Raw genomic sequence first — 15,041 nt, forward strand, 5'->3', positions numbered from 1 at the left:
TTAGAAAGCAAAATTATTAGGATCGGGGCCAAACCGTTTGCCCTTCTCCAATCCATCAAGTAATTGCACATCTTCTTCGGATAGTTCAAAATCGAACAGGTCGGAATTAGCAATGATGCGCTCTTCTTTAGATGATTTTGGAATGGTGACCACTCCTTTTTGAAGGTCCCATCGTAATACAATTTGGGCAATCGTCTTATTATACTTGGAGGCCAAATCCTTCATAATGTCCAAATCGAAGATATTTCCTTGCATCAATGGAGACCAAGCTTCGTACTGAATACCTTTGGAGTTACAGAAATCAATCAAATCCTGTTGCACCAAATAGGGATGGAATTCCATTTGGTCCACCATGGGCACAATCTCTGCAGAGGTCAATAAATCTTCCAGATGATGCTGCAAAAAATTGCTCACGCCAATGGCCCGGACTCTTTTTTCTTTGTATAACTTTTCCAGTGCCTTCCACGTTTCCTTGGAAATTTCGCCCTTTGGCCAATGTACGAGGTACAAATCCAGATAATCCGTACCCAATCGTTCCAAACTAGCGTCAAAAGCCTTTAAAGTAGCATCATACCCCTGATCGGTGTTCCAGACCTTGCTCGTTAAAAAAACGTCTTTTCTGTCCACATTGCTTTCACGGATACCCGTACCAACGCCCTCCTCGTTTTCATAAATGGCCGCAGTATCTATATGGCGATAACCATGGTTCAATGCAGCTTTTACGGCATTGATCACTTCGCTTCCGTCTTCGGATTGATATACACCCAATCCAAAATAGGGCATCTGAACCCCATTGTGCAATTCAAAAGAGCCTTGTAAATCTGTTATTTCTTTCATAGTGTTATAGTTGATAAATCCAATCTTCGGGATTCAAACGATTGGAATCCTTATACAAATAGAACTTCAATTTAGTGGTGCCATCCAACCGATTGGTATTTATTTCTCCCAATGCCTCTTTGGCGGCCACTTTATCCCCTTTTTTTACGAACAGATTGGATAGGTTATAGTATGTACTTATGTAGTTTCCGTGTTTGATCTGTACCCCTTTGTTTCCACCTGGAACAGATAAAATTGCGATGACCTCGCCCTCAAAAATGGCCCTTGCTATACTACCTTTATCCGTGGTGATGGTAACTCCGTTGTTCCTATGTTTTATTCCTGGATACAATTTATCGGCATACACACCATACCCTTGGCTTTTGATACCTTTTTCTACCGGCCAAATGAGCCTTCCCTTGTTGGATGAGAAGTTATCGGCCAATAGTTTCGCTTCTGGTGTTAGTGCGAATGTGGCACTGCTTGCAGAGTTTCCTGAGCTTTTATTGGAACTTGCAATTGCGCTTTTGATCATTCTCTCTATCTCTCGGTCAATTTTGCGGGCCTCCTTTTGCTTTTCTGCGATTGCAGATGTGTATTTGGCTTCATTTTGTTTTATGCTCGTTAAAAGGCTTCTTTGTGACTCTATTTCTTTGGACAATTCCGCCTTAGCTTTCTGATTTTCGGCTATGAGCTGGTCCTTTTCTTTTCGTTGACGTACCAAGTCTTGATTCAATTGGGTAAGTTCCTCTGTTTTTTTGACAATTCCCTCACCCTGCTTCTTCCGATGCTTTGCATATTGCTGCATATATTGAAGCCTTTTAAATGCTTGATAGAAATTTTCCGAAGACAACAGGAACATCAAGCGGTTGTTCTGCGATTTGTTCTGATAGGTTTTTTGAATGAGCTCAGCGTAATCATCTTTTAAGATTTTTAAATCTTCACGGAGCTTACTGATATTCCTGATATTGACATTGATTTGCCTGTTTAGCAAATTGGACTGTTGATTGGTAACACGAATCAGTTCTTGACGGACATTTATTTTGTTGTCCAAAGCTTCCATCTGATCCAAAACAGTTCCCTTTTCCTTACGTTCGGCAAAGAGCAATCTATTGATTTCCTTGATTTCCTCTTGCAATCGCTCACGCTTCGACTCCAACGCCTTTTGCTCACTGGTTTGAGCAAATGACTTTGTCGACATAAAAAATATAACTATCAGACTAAAAGCACAATATGAAAATTTACCTTTCATATTACTTTAATGTAATTTTATCGTATCCATTGGGCACTTTATAGGGAAATGTCATGGATTTATCGAGTTCCAAGTTACGAAAACTCAAATCTATCGTTGTCACTTCACCCTTTTCTTCCGCCACTATCTTAATATCCTCAGGAAGTATTTTTCCAGAAATATCCTGATAGGTATAATTTGCCGTCAACTGTCTTGAGCTTGCCGGTTGGGATATTTGTTGGGAAGCTATTTTGAAGTTTTTGGGCTCCAATTGAAACAGTATCTTAAAGAATTCCTGTGCAGCTTTTGGCCTTAGTTGATAGTTGCCATTATTCACCTCCGAGTTGAACTTTTCCTTACGTAAATCCATGACTGCATTTCCGAGCAACAGGTTTTGTACTTTCTCAAAATCCAGCTCCGTTCCGAGCATATCACTAAGATAACTAAAGTCACCGTCAAAATATTCGTTCTGGAGCTTGTTATAGAAAGATACCTTCTCCGGTGTGATATGGGCCTTGACCACACCTAGGGGCGCGCTCATCCATATCACCTTATCCTTTTCCATTCGAAGACTTACGTTTACCCCTTGGGAATCGTCCCCGTTGGTATAATCAATTTTTACACGACCTCTCAACGTTTTGAACTTGGGCTCATTGGAATAATGGGCATTGATGATGTTCTTAGCTGAAAGCTTTGGGTTCACTTCTCCACCGGTAATGGACTTGGTTCCCTTACATGCGCCGAAAGTGATCAGTAAAGTCAAGATGACCGTTATTCTAACAATATTTTTATATAGGTTCATTATAATCCTGAATTGATTTTGTTCAAATATTCGTTCGCTTTTTGGGCGTTTCCGATTTTGGAATACCCTTCTGAAAGCTGCCGGTAGATTTTATTCTTCAAACCGTCGTCGTCCAATAAGTAGTCCAGACCACTTTCCAAAACCTCTACACCTTTATTGGGGTTTCCCGTATTGTTCAAAGCTGTTCCGTATGCATAATAAAAATAGGGCTGCAACGGATAGGCATCCAACGCTTCTTGGGAATCGTTCAATAGCTTCTTAAAATCCGATGCTGCTATTAATTGCTCCATCCGGGCCTTTTCTGTGGCCAATGGATCATCAGGGTTTGCGCGGTTCTCTAAGACAGGTGCCGCATCCGGTTGTTTATCTTTTTGAAGCGAATCGCCTATTTTTTCCTTGAGGTCCGATTTCAATTGAGAACTCTCCAGATCCTCCAGCACTTTTGATGCTTCCCCATACTTTTTCATTTTGAACAGGGAAACGGCCATGTTCTGCTGCAGTTTTTTATTTTGATAAGGTATTCGTTGTTTAATTCTTTCTATGGGACTGCCCTGCTTGTCCAGAATGGTCAACAAATTATCCAAATACCAATAATCCGTGGGTTCTGATAACAATGCCGTAACGGCATAATCTTGGGCCTGCACATATTTTTTATCCAACATATACGCTTTGGCGAGTTCATAATCCACCACACTGTTGTCGGGCTCCAATTGCTTGCATTTCAGGAACAGATCCACGGCCCTATCGTAGTTCTGGATACCTTTTTGCTTTAAGGCTTCAAAGAAGTTTTCTTGAAACTCATCGGTATATTCTTCAAGGTAGACTTCGGAGCTTTCCTGTTCTTCTTGGGCATAGGTATTATATTGCATCACTGTTGATGCTCCCATAACCAACCAAACGAGAAGTTCCTTTTTCATATAAACATCCTAAGTCCCCATCAAACTAAAAGCTATTCCAAAGTTATTCCAAAACGGAATAATCTCCAATACTAATGGTCTCAAAATTACCATTATAGACCACATGGTTGCCAATCATGGCGTTATCCAAGTTGGCGTTGCTGATCTTGCTATTGCTCTGTATCAGACTGTTTTTTACCGTTGAGTTTTCCAAAACGGTGTTAGCCCCAACGGACACATAAGGTCCGACCGTTGTGTTTTTCAAAACAACATTCTCCCCAATAAAACAAGGTTCAATAATATTGGCATTTTCCTGCTTTACGGAATTGGCCACCATTTGCTCTCCTTCCTTCTCCAAAAAGCCCAACATACGCTGATTGGTCTCCACGGTCACGTTTTTGTTGCCACAGTCCATCCATTCGTCCACTTTGCCCGGAACAAATTTCATGCCCTTGTCCATCATGCGTTTGATGCCGTCATTGATTTGATATTCCCCACCGTGTTTGATGTCGTTATCCAGCACGTGTTGTAACTCATCCTTGAGCACTCCCACATCCTTAAAATAATAAATACCGATTACGGCCAAGTCTGAGACATACTCCTGCGGCTTTTCGACCAATTCGACGATTTCCTTGTTCTCGTTCAATTGAACCACCCCGTAGGCTTCTGGACGCTCCACCTGTTTTACCCAAATAACACTGTCAGCGGATTTATCCAGATCAAAGTCAGCACGAATCAAGGTGTCGGCATAAGCGATCACCGCAGGACCGCTCAATGATTCTTTGGCGCTCATTATGGCGTGGCCTGTTCCCAATGGTTGATCCTGTCTGTAGATGGATCCCTTGGCTCCCAGTTCATCGGCCAATTCCATCAAACTTTCCACAACATCCTCCCCAAAAAAGGCGGGGTCGCCCAAAATAAAGGCGACTTCCTCTATGGGCTCTCCCAACACCTTGGCGATGTCGGTAACCAATCGGTGCACAATAGGTTTGCCCGCAACGGGTATCAATGGTTTTGGAACTGTTAATGTGTGCGGTCTTAGACGAGATCCCCTGCCCGCCATGGGTACGATTATTTTCATAGAAATGCCCGCTGAGGCGGGTATCTTTTAAAGTTATACGCTATTTAAAAGGTCTCGACTACGCTCGACCTGACATTCTTTTTTATTTGGTGCCGGTACTTCCGAATCCACCTTCGCCCCTATCGGTTTCCGAAAGGGCCTCAACCTCTTCCCACTCGGCTCGCTCGTGCTTCGCAATCACCATTTGGGCAATGCGCTCGCCGTTTTCCACGGTAAAATCCTCATTGGAAAGATTCACCAGAATTACCCCTACATTTCCACGATAATCAGCATCAATGGTTCCCGGCGCATTAAGCACCGTGATTCCTTTTTTTGCCGCCAGTCCACTACGTGGCCTCACTTGTGCTTCAAAGCCGACAGGAAGCTCCATATAAAGTCCTGTGGGGACAATGGCCCTTTCCAAAGGCTTCAATGTTATAGGTGCTTCCAAATCCGCCCTTAAATCCATTCCGGCCGAGGCAAGGGTTTCATAATGCGGCAACTTATGCCCTGATTTGTTGATGATCTTAATTTTCACGCTTTATAAATATGCTTTTTAATTTATCTCCTTCCATCTTGTACACTAACCCCAAAAATAACAAAAGTAGTATGCCACCGGCTATTAAATTTCTATTAAAAACATAGAACGAAAGTATTGAAAATACGAGGGATACGGACATGTAGAATACGATTTTCCGCATATTGTACGGTATGGGATAGTATTTTTTTCCATAGTGATAGGATAGCAGCATCATACTTGCGTAGGCCGCCAAAGTGGCCAATGCAGATGCCATATATCCCATTTTTGGAATCAAAGTGATGTTGATGGCCAAGGTGATGAAGGCCCCTACTGATGAAATATACGCCCCAAACTTGGTCCGGTCGGTTACCTTGTACCAAACGGATAGATTATGGTAAATACCCAAACAGAAACTGGCCAAAAGTATGATTGGAACAACATCCAAGGCTTCCCAAAATGCTTGGTCGCGCACCAATAGTTGTTTTAATGGGTCTATGAAAACCATTACACCTAAAAATATCATACTTCCCATGATCACAAAATAATTGGTGATCTGGGCATAGGCCTTTTTTGGGTTTTCGGTTTTGGCATGACTAAAAAAGAAAGGTTCTACGCCCAATCGAAAGGCGGTTCCGAACAAGGTCATGAAAACGGCCAATTTGTAGCAAGCGGAGTACTTTCCTATTTCGGATTTGGCAATGTCCTCCGGCAACAAGTAATCGAGCAGGATACGATCAAAAACCTCATTTATGGTAAATGCCAATCCGGCAAGCATTATGGGCAATGAGTACCTTAGCATCTCCTTCCATAATAGCTTGTCAAACCTGTATCTTCGTTCGAAATAAATTCCACTGACCCATACAAAGGCCACACCACTGGAAACAACGTTGGCGATAAAGACGTATTCAATCTGAAAATCCTGCTTATAGATCGCGGTCCACAGCGCTTCCCCATTTTGGGCCATCTTTGGCAACATCGTTAGGAAGAAAACGTTCAAGAGCAAATTGATCGCCACGCTGACTACCTTTACGATGGAATACCGCAACGGTCGCTCGTTGGCCCTTAGCCAAGCAAAAGGGACTATGGCCAAGGCATCCAAGACCAAAATAAGGATGATGTATATGACCAATGATCTCTGAACATCTATCAGCGAAGCAAATGTGCCTTTAAAAATAAAGGCTACCGCAAAAAATACCAAAGAAGATAACAACAGTGAAATCAATGAGGTCGATATCACTTTCTGTTTGTCGTCATACTTATTGAAAAAACGGAAAAATGCCGTTTCCATACCATAGGCCAGGACCACATTAAAAATGGCAAACCATGAGAAGATTACTGAAATTTCGCCATAGGTTTCCGGGTCCATTACAGAAGTGTACAAGGGCACTAACAGGAACGAAAGCACTCTTGGCATTACCGTGGCCAAACCATAGATAAACGTTTGTTTAAAAAGCCTCTTTAATGGATTCAATAGGTATTGCTTCTTTATGGTGCTACAAGTTACATAAAAGCCGTTACTACCTAAACCTTATTATCCTAAGAAAAACAAAAAGGCCACCGAATCGGTGGCCTTTTAATATTAATGAATGGTTATTTTAACTCTATTATTTGATTGTATTTTTTGTGAATGGAATTTCCCCTATCGTCAATTCTGTTTTGTTGCTTTCCCTGATAATGGATAACATCATCTTCAATTCAGGATTATCCCATATAATAAATAAAGGGTCGTCCCCAATGCCACACTTCTTTAGGGTGCTTTTAGTCTCTGTGGACGTTGTTCCATTAACTTGTATAGCCTTTCTTTGGGTTTCAATTTCATGCTTAAGCATTAGATCGGCCTCTCCAAATTCAAGTACCAAAAACCAATAGAATTCTTCATCCACAATACCTTGAAAATCGGTCAATAACTGTTTTATAATCCCCTCCTCATCGGTCTTTACCAAAATATGTTTCAATGGTTTGGTATAAAACTCCTGCTTGGCGCCAGTAATCAAATAGGTTATTGAACCAGAATTTCCCCTCGAGTCAAGCACTTTATATTCGAAAGGAACATTCAATATGTTCTTACTTATCAAGCTTTCAATTTTCATATTATGATTAGACACTTTTAAACACAATATTAATATATAAAGAAAAGTCTTTTTCGTGTATAAATACTCTCATCGGTTTTGACCGACCCTATTTAAGTTTTCGGTGTAATGTTATAAACTATGGGCAGGACTTACTCTTTAATTTCATACAAAAAAAACAGTCCATAAAGTAAAATGGAAGTTGCCGATACCTTTGGGTCAATTGTAAAAGACTTCCACTCCGTTGCTGAGCTTAAAGTCTTTTCAACTCCTAATAAAATGCTATGGTTGCAACTAAAAAATAAATCATCTAGCACGTTTAAAGGAAACCCAAATCTCCTTTTCTTGGAAATTGTTAGCGGGATTTGTCCTGTTTTTAATCAAAAGGTCGGTTAAAACACAATTGTTTTTCTTGTTAATATCATACCACGCCAAACTTTGAATTTCATGGAAATCCTTTACTTCTGGTTTGGGTATTTGTTCGTAATATTTATCCAAAGAATCTTTGTGCACTTCAACTGGTATTTTAAACCCGTGCTTTTCTAGATAAAACTTGGATAAGCCAGATGTATTGGGCATGCCATATTTACGGACAACTTTTTTATAGAACGGTTCCGCATCCCATACCTTAAGTATTACAAGAATTTCCTTGAAATTTTTATCCTTGGCAAATTCTATTTTAGCAGCTATCTTTTCTACAGGAAATCCTAAAAAATGATATTGCCCTGCCATCCCATCAACTGTGCAATAGTCGTAGGATGTTAGACCAGAATCTACAGAATTGCTCATATTTAATTCTATGTAAGTAGAATCTTTAAACACATCTGAGAACGATTTGCATAAAACACTTTCATCAATAACCATTGTCTGAGCGATTAAGCACGATAAAACTAAATACCACGAAATTGAATTCATACATAAATTTAATAACAATCATCAGTATCCGACCAATCTTCTTTATATTGTCTCGGTGTTCCCAACCAACCCAAAGGGGCATTTCTTGTTGCCTGCCCTCCAATTTCTTGGAAATTTTCCTTTATAAACTGATCCATTTTCAATGCAAGTACACCCGTATTAATTTGACTGCAAGGTTGCTTCTGAAACCATTTCTGCAAATCGAAAAATGCACCTGCCAAAGCATCTGCACTTCTTTCAGCTGCATAATTTGGGTTCCAATATGCAGGTAAATGAAAATAATAAGTTTGGTATGATGCAGCAACGCCAATGCCAGGACATTTGCCCCATTTAGTAACCACATCCCAAACACCATTTACACCAGCTACTTGAACACCTGTATTTCCAACTTTATAATAGTCAAAACTTTCACAACTAGGGTCTTCCGTTGCATCCTCCTCATTAATCGGCAATAGGGTGTTTTCCTCGGGGCAGTCAGCACTCTTGCCCGTTATGGCAATGGCCTTTAAAATGCCATCGGTCCCCGGGCCACCAAAATTTCCTTCGCCAACTTCCACAAAAGGTTCGGTGTCGTCGCCGGCACCTCCACCATTGTCCGGCGCATAGGTGTTCCAATAGTCGTAATAGCTGCCCGGATCATTGCTGCCACCACCTCCAGAACTGGAACTTCCTTCTTCTGGTTGACTGTTGCTACCACCGCCACTATAACCGCTGTCCCCGTCGCCTCCATCAGCATTCACTTCCAGACAGGGCTCCGGTTCACTGCCCATTTTGCCGTTCTGGTCCATTTGCAGGCCAAAGGCTTCCAAAGTATATACCCCTATGGAGCCCTTGAACGGTTTTTCCTGTCGTGGCCCCGCCACATATTCGGGCCAGTAGTCCTCGTCCACCTCGTAGCGCAGCACAAAGGGCTCCCGCTGTACCCCTTCGTGGGTCTGCTTGGCCACCACGTTATAAAATACGTTGTGAGGGGTATCGGCGACGTACATCCGCAGCGAGTAGGTAGTATTCCCCACTGAGTCGGTCACTACTAGCACGCGGCTGCCGTCCAGCACCACGTCCGAACCGTCGTTTTTGGAGGCCCAGCCCACCTTGGAGGTCTGCTGTGCTATGGAACCAGAAAAATCGGGCAGCTCATCAATGGTCAATGCCTTTAGCTGCACATTGCCTTCTGTTTCTTGGATTGGTTCAAGGTAGTTGGTCTCTTCTTTTTCGCAGTTCCAGGCCAACAGAGCCAATAGCATTACGAGGAGTAGTTTCTTCAGTAGTTTCATTACTTGTTCAATTTTAATTTATACTAAGATTTGGGGAATCTTTTTTAAAAAATGTAACGCAACACCTTGTATATGAGCGTTGTGCTTACGTACATTTCTGCTGCGCTTGACAAGTAATGGGGATTGTGTAGCAACTAAACTAACAACTTTTTTTGACAATGGATTGGACAAAAACCTTAAAAAAACTGGGGTTTTTCCATAATTGACGGGTAAATCGCCATGAAAAATGGGCCAAAAAGCTCAAAACAAAAAGGCCACCGAATGGGTGGCCTTTTCATATTATGAAAGTGGTAATCTTATGTTGTGCAAGGCCTCTTCTATTGAATATTTAGCCTCACTTTGGTTCGTCTTAATTGTTCAATGCTTCCGCTCCACCAACAATTTCAAGGATTTCGTTGGTAATCGCTGCTTGACGAGCCTTGTTGTAGGTCAACTTTAATTCGTTTCTGAGCTCAGCGGCATTGTCCGTTGCTTTGTGCATGGCGGTCATACGGGCACCGTGCTCACTGGCAAAAGAATCCCTAATGGCCTTGAACAACTGTGTCTTCAAGGATTTTGGAATCAATTCTTTTACAATTTCTACTTTTGATGGCTCAAAAATGTAATCCGCTGCAATGGCCTCATCACCTTCCGCTCCAACAATGGGCAGGAATTGTTCAGTCATCACAATCTGGGTGGCAGCGTTCTTGAACTTGTTGTACACCAATTCGATTTTATCATAATCTCCTTTAGTGAACAAACGCATCAAAAGCTCTGCGATTTCGGCAACATTGTCAAAAGTCAAATCATCATAAACACGGCTCTGGTCACCCAAAATAGTGTGTCTTTTTCTAAGGATGTCGTTTCCTTTTTTACCAATGGTATAGAAATCGACCTGTTTCCCCGGATACTTATTGGACACCAAATTATTGCTCTGCTTGATGATGTTGGAGTTGAATCCACCACAAAGACCTCGATTGGATGTGATGGCTACTACCAAAACTTTGTTTACGGGTCTTTTGTCGGCATACTCACTTCCACCGTCTCCTTCCAAACTTGCACTAAGCCCTTGCAAGAGCTCGGTCAGCTTATCGGAATAGGGACGCATCGCCGTAATAGCATCCTGAGCCTTCTTCAACTTGGCGGCCGATACCATTTTCATGGCACTGGTAATCTGCATCGTTGATGAGATGGATGATATCCTGTTACGTATTTCCTTTAGATTTGCCATACTATTGTTTAGTATTGAGATTCTGGTATTGGGTATTGAGCACTTTTACCGACTCAATACTGACTACTGAATACTTTGGACTAATTTTTATACTTGCTTGAAAGGTCTTTACAAACAGCTGTCAATGTATCTGTAACCTCATCGGTCAACTTACCTGCCTTAAGGGTATCCAACACATCTCTATGCTTAGCGTTCAAGAACTCCAAGTAATCTTTTTCAAACTCTTTTACCTTGTCCACAGGAACATCTCTCAATAAGTTCTTGGAACCAGCAAAGATGATGGCCACCTGATCTTCTACTGTGAATGGATCGTTCTGACCTTGTTTCAAGATTTCCACGTTTCTACGTCCCTTTTCGATTACGTTCAAGGTAGCGGCATCCAAATCGGAACCGAACTTGGCGAAAGCTTCCAATTCACGGAACTGGGCTTGGTCAAGCTTCAATGTACCTGCCACTTTCTTCATGGACTTGATCTGCGCAGAACCACCCACACGGGAAACGGAGATACCTACGTTGATCGCAGGACGAACACCTTGGTTGAACAAGTCTTGCTCCAAGAATATCTGACCATCGGTAATCGAGATTACGTTGGTAGGAATATAAGCGGAAACGTCACCTGCCTGTGTCTCGATAATTGGAAGTGCAGTTAACGACCCACCACCTTTTACTATCGATTTCAACGACTCTGGAAGGTCGTTCATATTTTTTGCGATATCATCATCACCGATAACCTTGGCGGCACGCTCCAACAATCTTGAGTGCAAGAAGAAAACGTCACCAGGGTATGCTTCACGACCTGGAGGTCTTCTCAAAAGCAAGGAAACCTCACGGTAAGCAACCGCTTGTTTTGACAAGTCATCATAGATAATCAAAGCCGGACGGCCTGTATCCCTGAAGAACTCACCGATAGCGGCACCAGCGAATGGAGCATATACCTGCATCGGAGCAGGGTCGGAAGCGTTTGCGGCAACAATGGTCGTATAGGCCAAAGCTCCTTTTTCTTCCAACGTTTTGGCGATGGCGGCAACCGTTGATGCTTTCTGACCTACGGCAACGTAGATACAGTAAACCGGCTCACCCGCATCGTAAAATTCTTTTTGGTTAAGAATGGTATCGATACAAACGGTAGTCTTACCTGTTTGCTTATCACCAATTACCAACTCCCTTTGTCCACGACCTACTGGAATCATGGCATCGATAGCCTTGATACCCGTCTGCATAGGTTCGTCAACGGGTTGTCTAAAAATTACACCAGGAGCCTTACGTTCCAAAGGCATCTCGTAGGTTTCGCCAGAAATAGGTCCTTTACCGTCGATAGGCTTACCCAAGGTATCCACCACACGGCCAACAATTCCTTCACCAACGTTGATGGAAGCGATACGCTCAGTTCTCTTGACAGTAGCTCCTTCCACGATTTCTTTGGATGGGCCCAACAATACAACACCTACGTTGTCTTCCTCCAAGTTAAGAACGATACCTTGCATGCCACCGTCGAACTCTACCAACTCCCCGTACTGGGCATTGGAAAGTCCATATACACGGGCAATACCATCACCTACTTGTAATACGGTACCTACTTCATCCAAAGAAGCGGATGCTTCGTAACCTGATAACTGTTTTTTCAAAATTGCTGATACCTCAGCGGCTTTTACTCCTGCCATTTTTATAGACTATTTGTAAATTCTCTTTTTAATCCGTTCAATTTGTTCGCGATGCTCGCATCGTATTGGGTATCTCCCACCCTAAGCACAAATCCTCCGATGATACTCTCATCGATTTTATTCTCCAGGGTAACCTTATTTCCGGTGGCCTTGGTGACCGTTTCCAAAATTTTCTTTTCCAATTCGGATGTCAATGGAACGGCAGTTGTAACATAAGCTACCTCCTCACCCTTCAATTTTTCGTGAAGGATAATGTACTTAAAGGCCACTTCCTGTAGCATATCGATACGCTTGTTGCTTATCAACGTCTGAAGTAGTCCTTTGGTGATTTCGTTGGCACCTTTGAAGATTTCCAACAAACTGTTTCGTTTCACCTCTGATTTTATGATTGGGCTCTCCAACATATTTTGAAGCTCCACGCTGTCAGAAATGGTCGCAGCTATTTCCCGCATATCCTTTTCGACGGCATCGGCCGCTTTCTTTTCGACTGCGAAATCCAAAGTTGCTTTTGCGTAACGTATGGCTGCCCTGTTTTGGTTCATGGTCTTCTAGTTCAGTTTAATATCGCCCAACATATCCTCGACCAACTTTTCCTGTTTGCCTTTATCGGATAGTTCCTGTTTGATTACCTTTTCGGCAATCTCCACAGATAGATTTGCCACCTGAGCTTTAATATCGGCTACGGCAGCTTTCTTTTCACTTTCGATGGTCGCTTGTGCTTGCTTGATCATCTTATCGCCTTCCACCTGGGCTTGCTCCTTGGCCTCGGCAATAATATTGGCCTTAATGTCCCTAGCTTCTTTTAACAAAACATCTCTTTCGGCTCTGGCTTCTTTTAGAAGTCTTTCACTGTCAGCAGTGACATTCTGCATTTCTTTCTTTGCGGCTTCCGCAGCTTCAAGTGCACCTTTGATACCCTCTTCACGTTTTTCAACTGCTCCAAGGATCGGTTTCCACGCATACTTTCTGAGCAAGAACAAAAGAGCCACAAAAAGCAATAATTGCCAGAAAAACAACCCGAAGGAAAACTGCTCGATTAACTTTTCCATTTATCTTAAAATATGAATTCTTTAAACTCTATCACTTTAAAATTAATGAAGGACCATAGCCAACCGCTATGGCCTTCATCAATGTTTTTACGGTTATTAAGCTGCAAAAAGAGCTGCGAAACCGATACCTTCAATAAGGGCTGCTGCAATCAACATTGCTGTTTGGATTTTACCAGAAGCTTCAGGTTGACGTGCAATAGCTTCCATTGCCTGTCCACCGATTCTACCGATACCCAATCCTGCTCCGATTACGATCAAACCAGCACCTACGATGTTTGGAATTGTCATGATATATGAATTTAAATATTAAACGTTCTATTCTTAATTAATGATGATCCTCTTCTACCGCCATACCAAAATAAAGGGCGGACAGCATGGTGAAAATATATGCCTGCAATGCCGCCACCAACAATTCCAACAAGGAAAGAGCGAATGCCAACAAGAAAGACAATGGGCTTCCTATCCAGTTCTTAAATATGAACATCAACCCGATAATACTCATTAATACCACGTGACCCGCAGTAATGTTGGCATACAAACGAATCATCAACGAAAATGGCTTGATGAAAGTTCCCAACAATTCGATGGGCGCCAATATTATTTTCATAGGAACCGGCACGCCCGGCATCCAAAAGATGTGCTTCCAGTAGTTCTTGTTCCCCGTAAAAGTTGTGATAAGGTAAGTAATCATTGCCAAAGCAAAAGTAACGGCAATGTTATTGGTCACATTTACGCCAAGTGGGGTAAGCCCCAATAAGTTGATGACCCACACAAAGAAGAATACGGTCAGCAAGTAGCTCATGTATCTCTTGTATTTGTGTTCTCCAATATTTGGAATGGCAATCTCGTCACGAACAAAAAGTACCAAAGGCTCCAAAAACCTTCCGACACCTCTTGGCATGGTACTCTTCTGATATCTTTTCGCCATAGAACGGAAGACCAAAAACATCAAAAGCGCAACGGCCATGATAAAAACAACGTTCTTGGTAATGGAGAAATCCAGTGGCTTTTCGTTGGTCGGATGGGCATCATCCACTACCAAATTCTCCCCAAAAGCATCCTCGGTATGAGTTTCGTCACCGTGATGGCCACCAAAATTAATGGTTCCCTCGGCATCGGTCTTGTATATTTTGTTGTGATAAAGTGCGTAGTGATTTCCATCCACTTCAGCTACGGCCTCACCGTGCTCAAACTGCGAAGAAGAAAAAACCTTGAGTCCATTGTCCCAAAGAATCACAGGAAGCGGGAACCCGATGTATTTGTGCTCTCCTTGGTCCGTAGTGTAGGAATACAGATTGAAGTCATACGAATCCAACAAGTGATGATCAATATATTCCTTGATCTGGGTCTTTAAATCATGCGCACCGGTTTCAACTTCCTCTCCCTCATGATTTTGGGCCGATACAAATCCCGCAATTAAAAAAATTACGGCAACTAGTTTTTTACTGAAAAAAGAATATCGCATATGATCCAACTATGGGTCCTCAAAAATTGGTGCAAAAATACATTGCTCCTTCAAAAGAAAAAAGCTTTTTCGG

General features: G+C 42.3%; 16 protein-coding genes. All 16 read right to left on the bottom strand.

Annotation, left to right across the window (positions count from 1 at the left end; genetic code table 11):
• A complete protein-coding gene (locus GUA46_RS01595; RefSeq protein ID WP_176619021.1) occupies window positions 1-837 on the bottom strand; it encodes an aldo/keto reductase in 837 nt (278 codons plus the stop codon).
• Between the two features lie 4 nt (window positions 838-841).
• Window positions 842-2,017 carry a murein hydrolase activator EnvC family protein gene (locus GUA46_RS01600; RefSeq protein WP_229418413.1) on the bottom strand — a complete coding sequence of 392 codons (1,176 nt, stop codon included), beginning with the start codon at window positions 2,015-2,017 and terminating at the stop codon, window positions 842-844.
• A 52-nt stretch (window positions 2,018-2,069) separates the two neighbouring features.
• Window positions 2,070-2,849, bottom strand: a complete 780-nt coding sequence (gene lolB1 / locus GUA46_RS01605; protein ID WP_176619022.1) for a lipoprotein insertase outer membrane protein LolB1 — start codon at window positions 2,847-2,849, stop codon at window positions 2,070-2,072.
• Window positions 2,849-3,766, bottom strand: coding sequence for a tetratricopeptide repeat protein (locus GUA46_RS01610; RefSeq protein WP_176619023.1), 918 nt, complete (start codon window positions 3,764-3,766; stop codon window positions 2,849-2,851). The genes lolB1 and GUA46_RS01610 overlap by 1 nt, the downstream gene beginning before the upstream one ends.
• A 43-nt stretch (window positions 3,767-3,809) precedes the next feature.
• A complete protein-coding gene (locus tag GUA46_RS01615) occupies window positions 3,810-4,826 on the bottom strand; it encodes a sugar phosphate nucleotidyltransferase (protein WP_176619024.1) in 1,017 nt (338 codons plus the stop codon).
• Window positions 4,827-4,908: 82 nt separating this feature from the next.
• Complete coding sequence (dut, locus tag GUA46_RS01620; protein WP_176619025.1) at window positions 4,909-5,343, bottom strand: dUTP diphosphatase; 435 nt, start codon at window positions 5,341-5,343, stop codon at window positions 4,909-4,911.
• On the bottom strand, window positions 5,333-6,796 hold the full coding sequence (locus GUA46_RS01625; RefSeq protein ID WP_176619026.1) for a lipopolysaccharide biosynthesis protein: 1,464 nt from the start codon (window positions 6,794-6,796) through the stop codon (window positions 5,333-5,335). The genes dut and GUA46_RS01625 overlap by 11 nt, the downstream gene beginning before the upstream one ends.
• A gap of 133 nt (window positions 6,797-6,929) precedes the next feature.
• Window positions 6,930-7,415 carry a hypothetical protein gene (locus GUA46_RS01630; RefSeq protein WP_176619027.1) on the bottom strand — a complete coding sequence of 162 codons (486 nt, stop codon included), beginning with the start codon at window positions 7,413-7,415 and terminating at the stop codon, window positions 6,930-6,932.
• 285 nt (window positions 7,416-7,700) lie between these two features.
• Entirely contained in the window at window positions 7,701-8,309 is a 609-nt protein-coding gene (locus tag GUA46_RS01635; protein ID WP_176619028.1) for a hypothetical protein, read from the bottom strand.
• Window positions 8,310-8,317: 8 nt separating this feature from the next.
• Window positions 8,318-9,583, bottom strand: coding sequence for a ParB N-terminal domain-containing protein (locus tag GUA46_RS01640; RefSeq protein WP_176619029.1), 1,266 nt, complete (start codon window positions 9,581-9,583; stop codon window positions 8,318-8,320).
• Between the two features lie 349 nt (window positions 9,584-9,932).
• A complete protein-coding gene (atpG, locus tag GUA46_RS01645) occupies window positions 9,933-10,793 on the bottom strand; it encodes an ATP synthase F1 subunit gamma (RefSeq protein WP_176619030.1) in 861 nt (286 codons plus the stop codon).
• A gap of 80 nt (window positions 10,794-10,873) precedes the next feature.
• A complete protein-coding gene (gene atpA / locus GUA46_RS01650; RefSeq protein ID WP_176619031.1) occupies window positions 10,874-12,454 on the bottom strand; it encodes a F0F1 ATP synthase subunit alpha in 1,581 nt (526 codons plus the stop codon).
• Between the two features lie 2 nt (window positions 12,455-12,456).
• Window positions 12,457-12,996 carry an ATP synthase F1 subunit delta gene (gene atpH / locus GUA46_RS01655; RefSeq protein WP_176619032.1) on the bottom strand — a complete coding sequence of 180 codons (540 nt, stop codon included), beginning with the start codon at window positions 12,994-12,996 and terminating at the stop codon, window positions 12,457-12,459.
• A gap of 6 nt (window positions 12,997-13,002) precedes the next feature.
• Window positions 13,003-13,503 (bottom strand): F0F1 ATP synthase subunit B, encoded by a 501-nt coding sequence (locus GUA46_RS01660; RefSeq protein ID WP_108245577.1) that lies wholly within the window; start codon window positions 13,501-13,503, stop codon window positions 13,003-13,005.
• 96 nt (window positions 13,504-13,599) lie between these two features.
• The gene (atpE, locus tag GUA46_RS01665) at window positions 13,600-13,791 is read right to left on the bottom strand and encodes an ATP synthase F0 subunit C (RefSeq protein ID WP_053970734.1); all 192 of its coding nucleotides are present in this window, start codon (window positions 13,789-13,791) and stop codon (window positions 13,600-13,602) included.
• A gap of 37 nt (window positions 13,792-13,828) precedes the next feature.
• On the bottom strand, window positions 13,829-14,968 hold the full coding sequence (gene atpB, locus GUA46_RS01670) for a F0F1 ATP synthase subunit A (protein ID WP_176619033.1): 1,140 nt from the start codon (window positions 14,966-14,968) through the stop codon (window positions 13,829-13,831).
• Window positions 14,969-15,041: the final 73 nt, after the last annotated feature.

Source organism: Flagellimonas chongwuensis (genome assembly GCF_013376415.1).
Taxonomy (GTDB): Bacteria; Bacteroidota; Bacteroidia; order Flavobacteriales; family Flavobacteriaceae; genus Flagellimonas; species Flagellimonas chongwuensis.

Excerpts from the sequence above, each read along its gene's own strand:
- atpB (WP_176619033.1), bottom strand. The coding sequence starts at position 14,968 with ATGCGATATTCTTTTTTCAGTAAAAAACTAGTTGCCGTAATTTTTTTA.
- GUA46_RS01600 (WP_229418413.1), bottom strand. The coding sequence starts at position 2,017 with ATGTCGACAAAGTCATTTGCTCAAACCAGTGAGCAAAAGGCGTTGGAG.
- GUA46_RS01660 (WP_108245577.1), bottom strand. The coding sequence starts at position 13,503 with ATGGAAAAGTTAATCGAGCAGTTTTCCTTCGGGTTGTTTTTCTGGCAA.
- GUA46_RS01635 (WP_176619028.1), bottom strand. The coding sequence starts at position 8,309 with ATGAATTCAATTTCGTGGTATTTAGTTTTATCGTGCTTAATCGCTCAG.
- GUA46_RS01615 (WP_176619024.1), bottom strand. The coding sequence starts at position 4,826 with ATGAAAATAATCGTACCCATGGCGGGCAGGGGATCTCGTCTAAGACCG.
- GUA46_RS01610 (WP_176619023.1), bottom strand. The coding sequence starts at position 3,766 with ATGAAAAAGGAACTTCTCGTTTGGTTGGTTATGGGAGCATCAACAGTG.
- atpH (WP_176619032.1), bottom strand. The coding sequence starts at position 12,996 with ATGAACCAAAACAGGGCAGCCATACGTTACGCAAAAGCAACTTTGGAT.
- atpG (WP_176619030.1), bottom strand. The coding sequence starts at position 10,793 with ATGGCAAATCTAAAGGAAATACGTAACAGGATATCATCCATCTCATCA.
- lolB1 (WP_176619022.1), bottom strand. The coding sequence starts at position 2,849 with ATGAACCTATATAAAAATATTGTTAGAATAACGGTCATCTTGACTTTA.
- atpE (WP_053970734.1), bottom strand. The coding sequence starts at position 13,791 with ATGACAATTCCAAACATCGTAGGTGCTGGTTTGATCGTAATCGGAGCA.
- atpA (WP_176619031.1), bottom strand. The coding sequence starts at position 12,454 with ATGGCAGGAGTAAAAGCCGCTGAGGTATCAGCAATTTTGAAAAAACAG.
- GUA46_RS01640 (WP_176619029.1), bottom strand. The coding sequence starts at position 9,583 with ATGAAACTACTGAAGAAACTACTCCTCGTAATGCTATTGGCTCTGTTG.
- GUA46_RS01595 (WP_176619021.1), bottom strand. The coding sequence starts at position 837 with ATGAAAGAAATAACAGATTTACAAGGCTCTTTTGAATTGCACAATGGG.
- GUA46_RS01630 (WP_176619027.1), bottom strand. The coding sequence starts at position 7,415 with ATGAAAATTGAAAGCTTGATAAGTAAGAACATATTGAATGTTCCTTTC.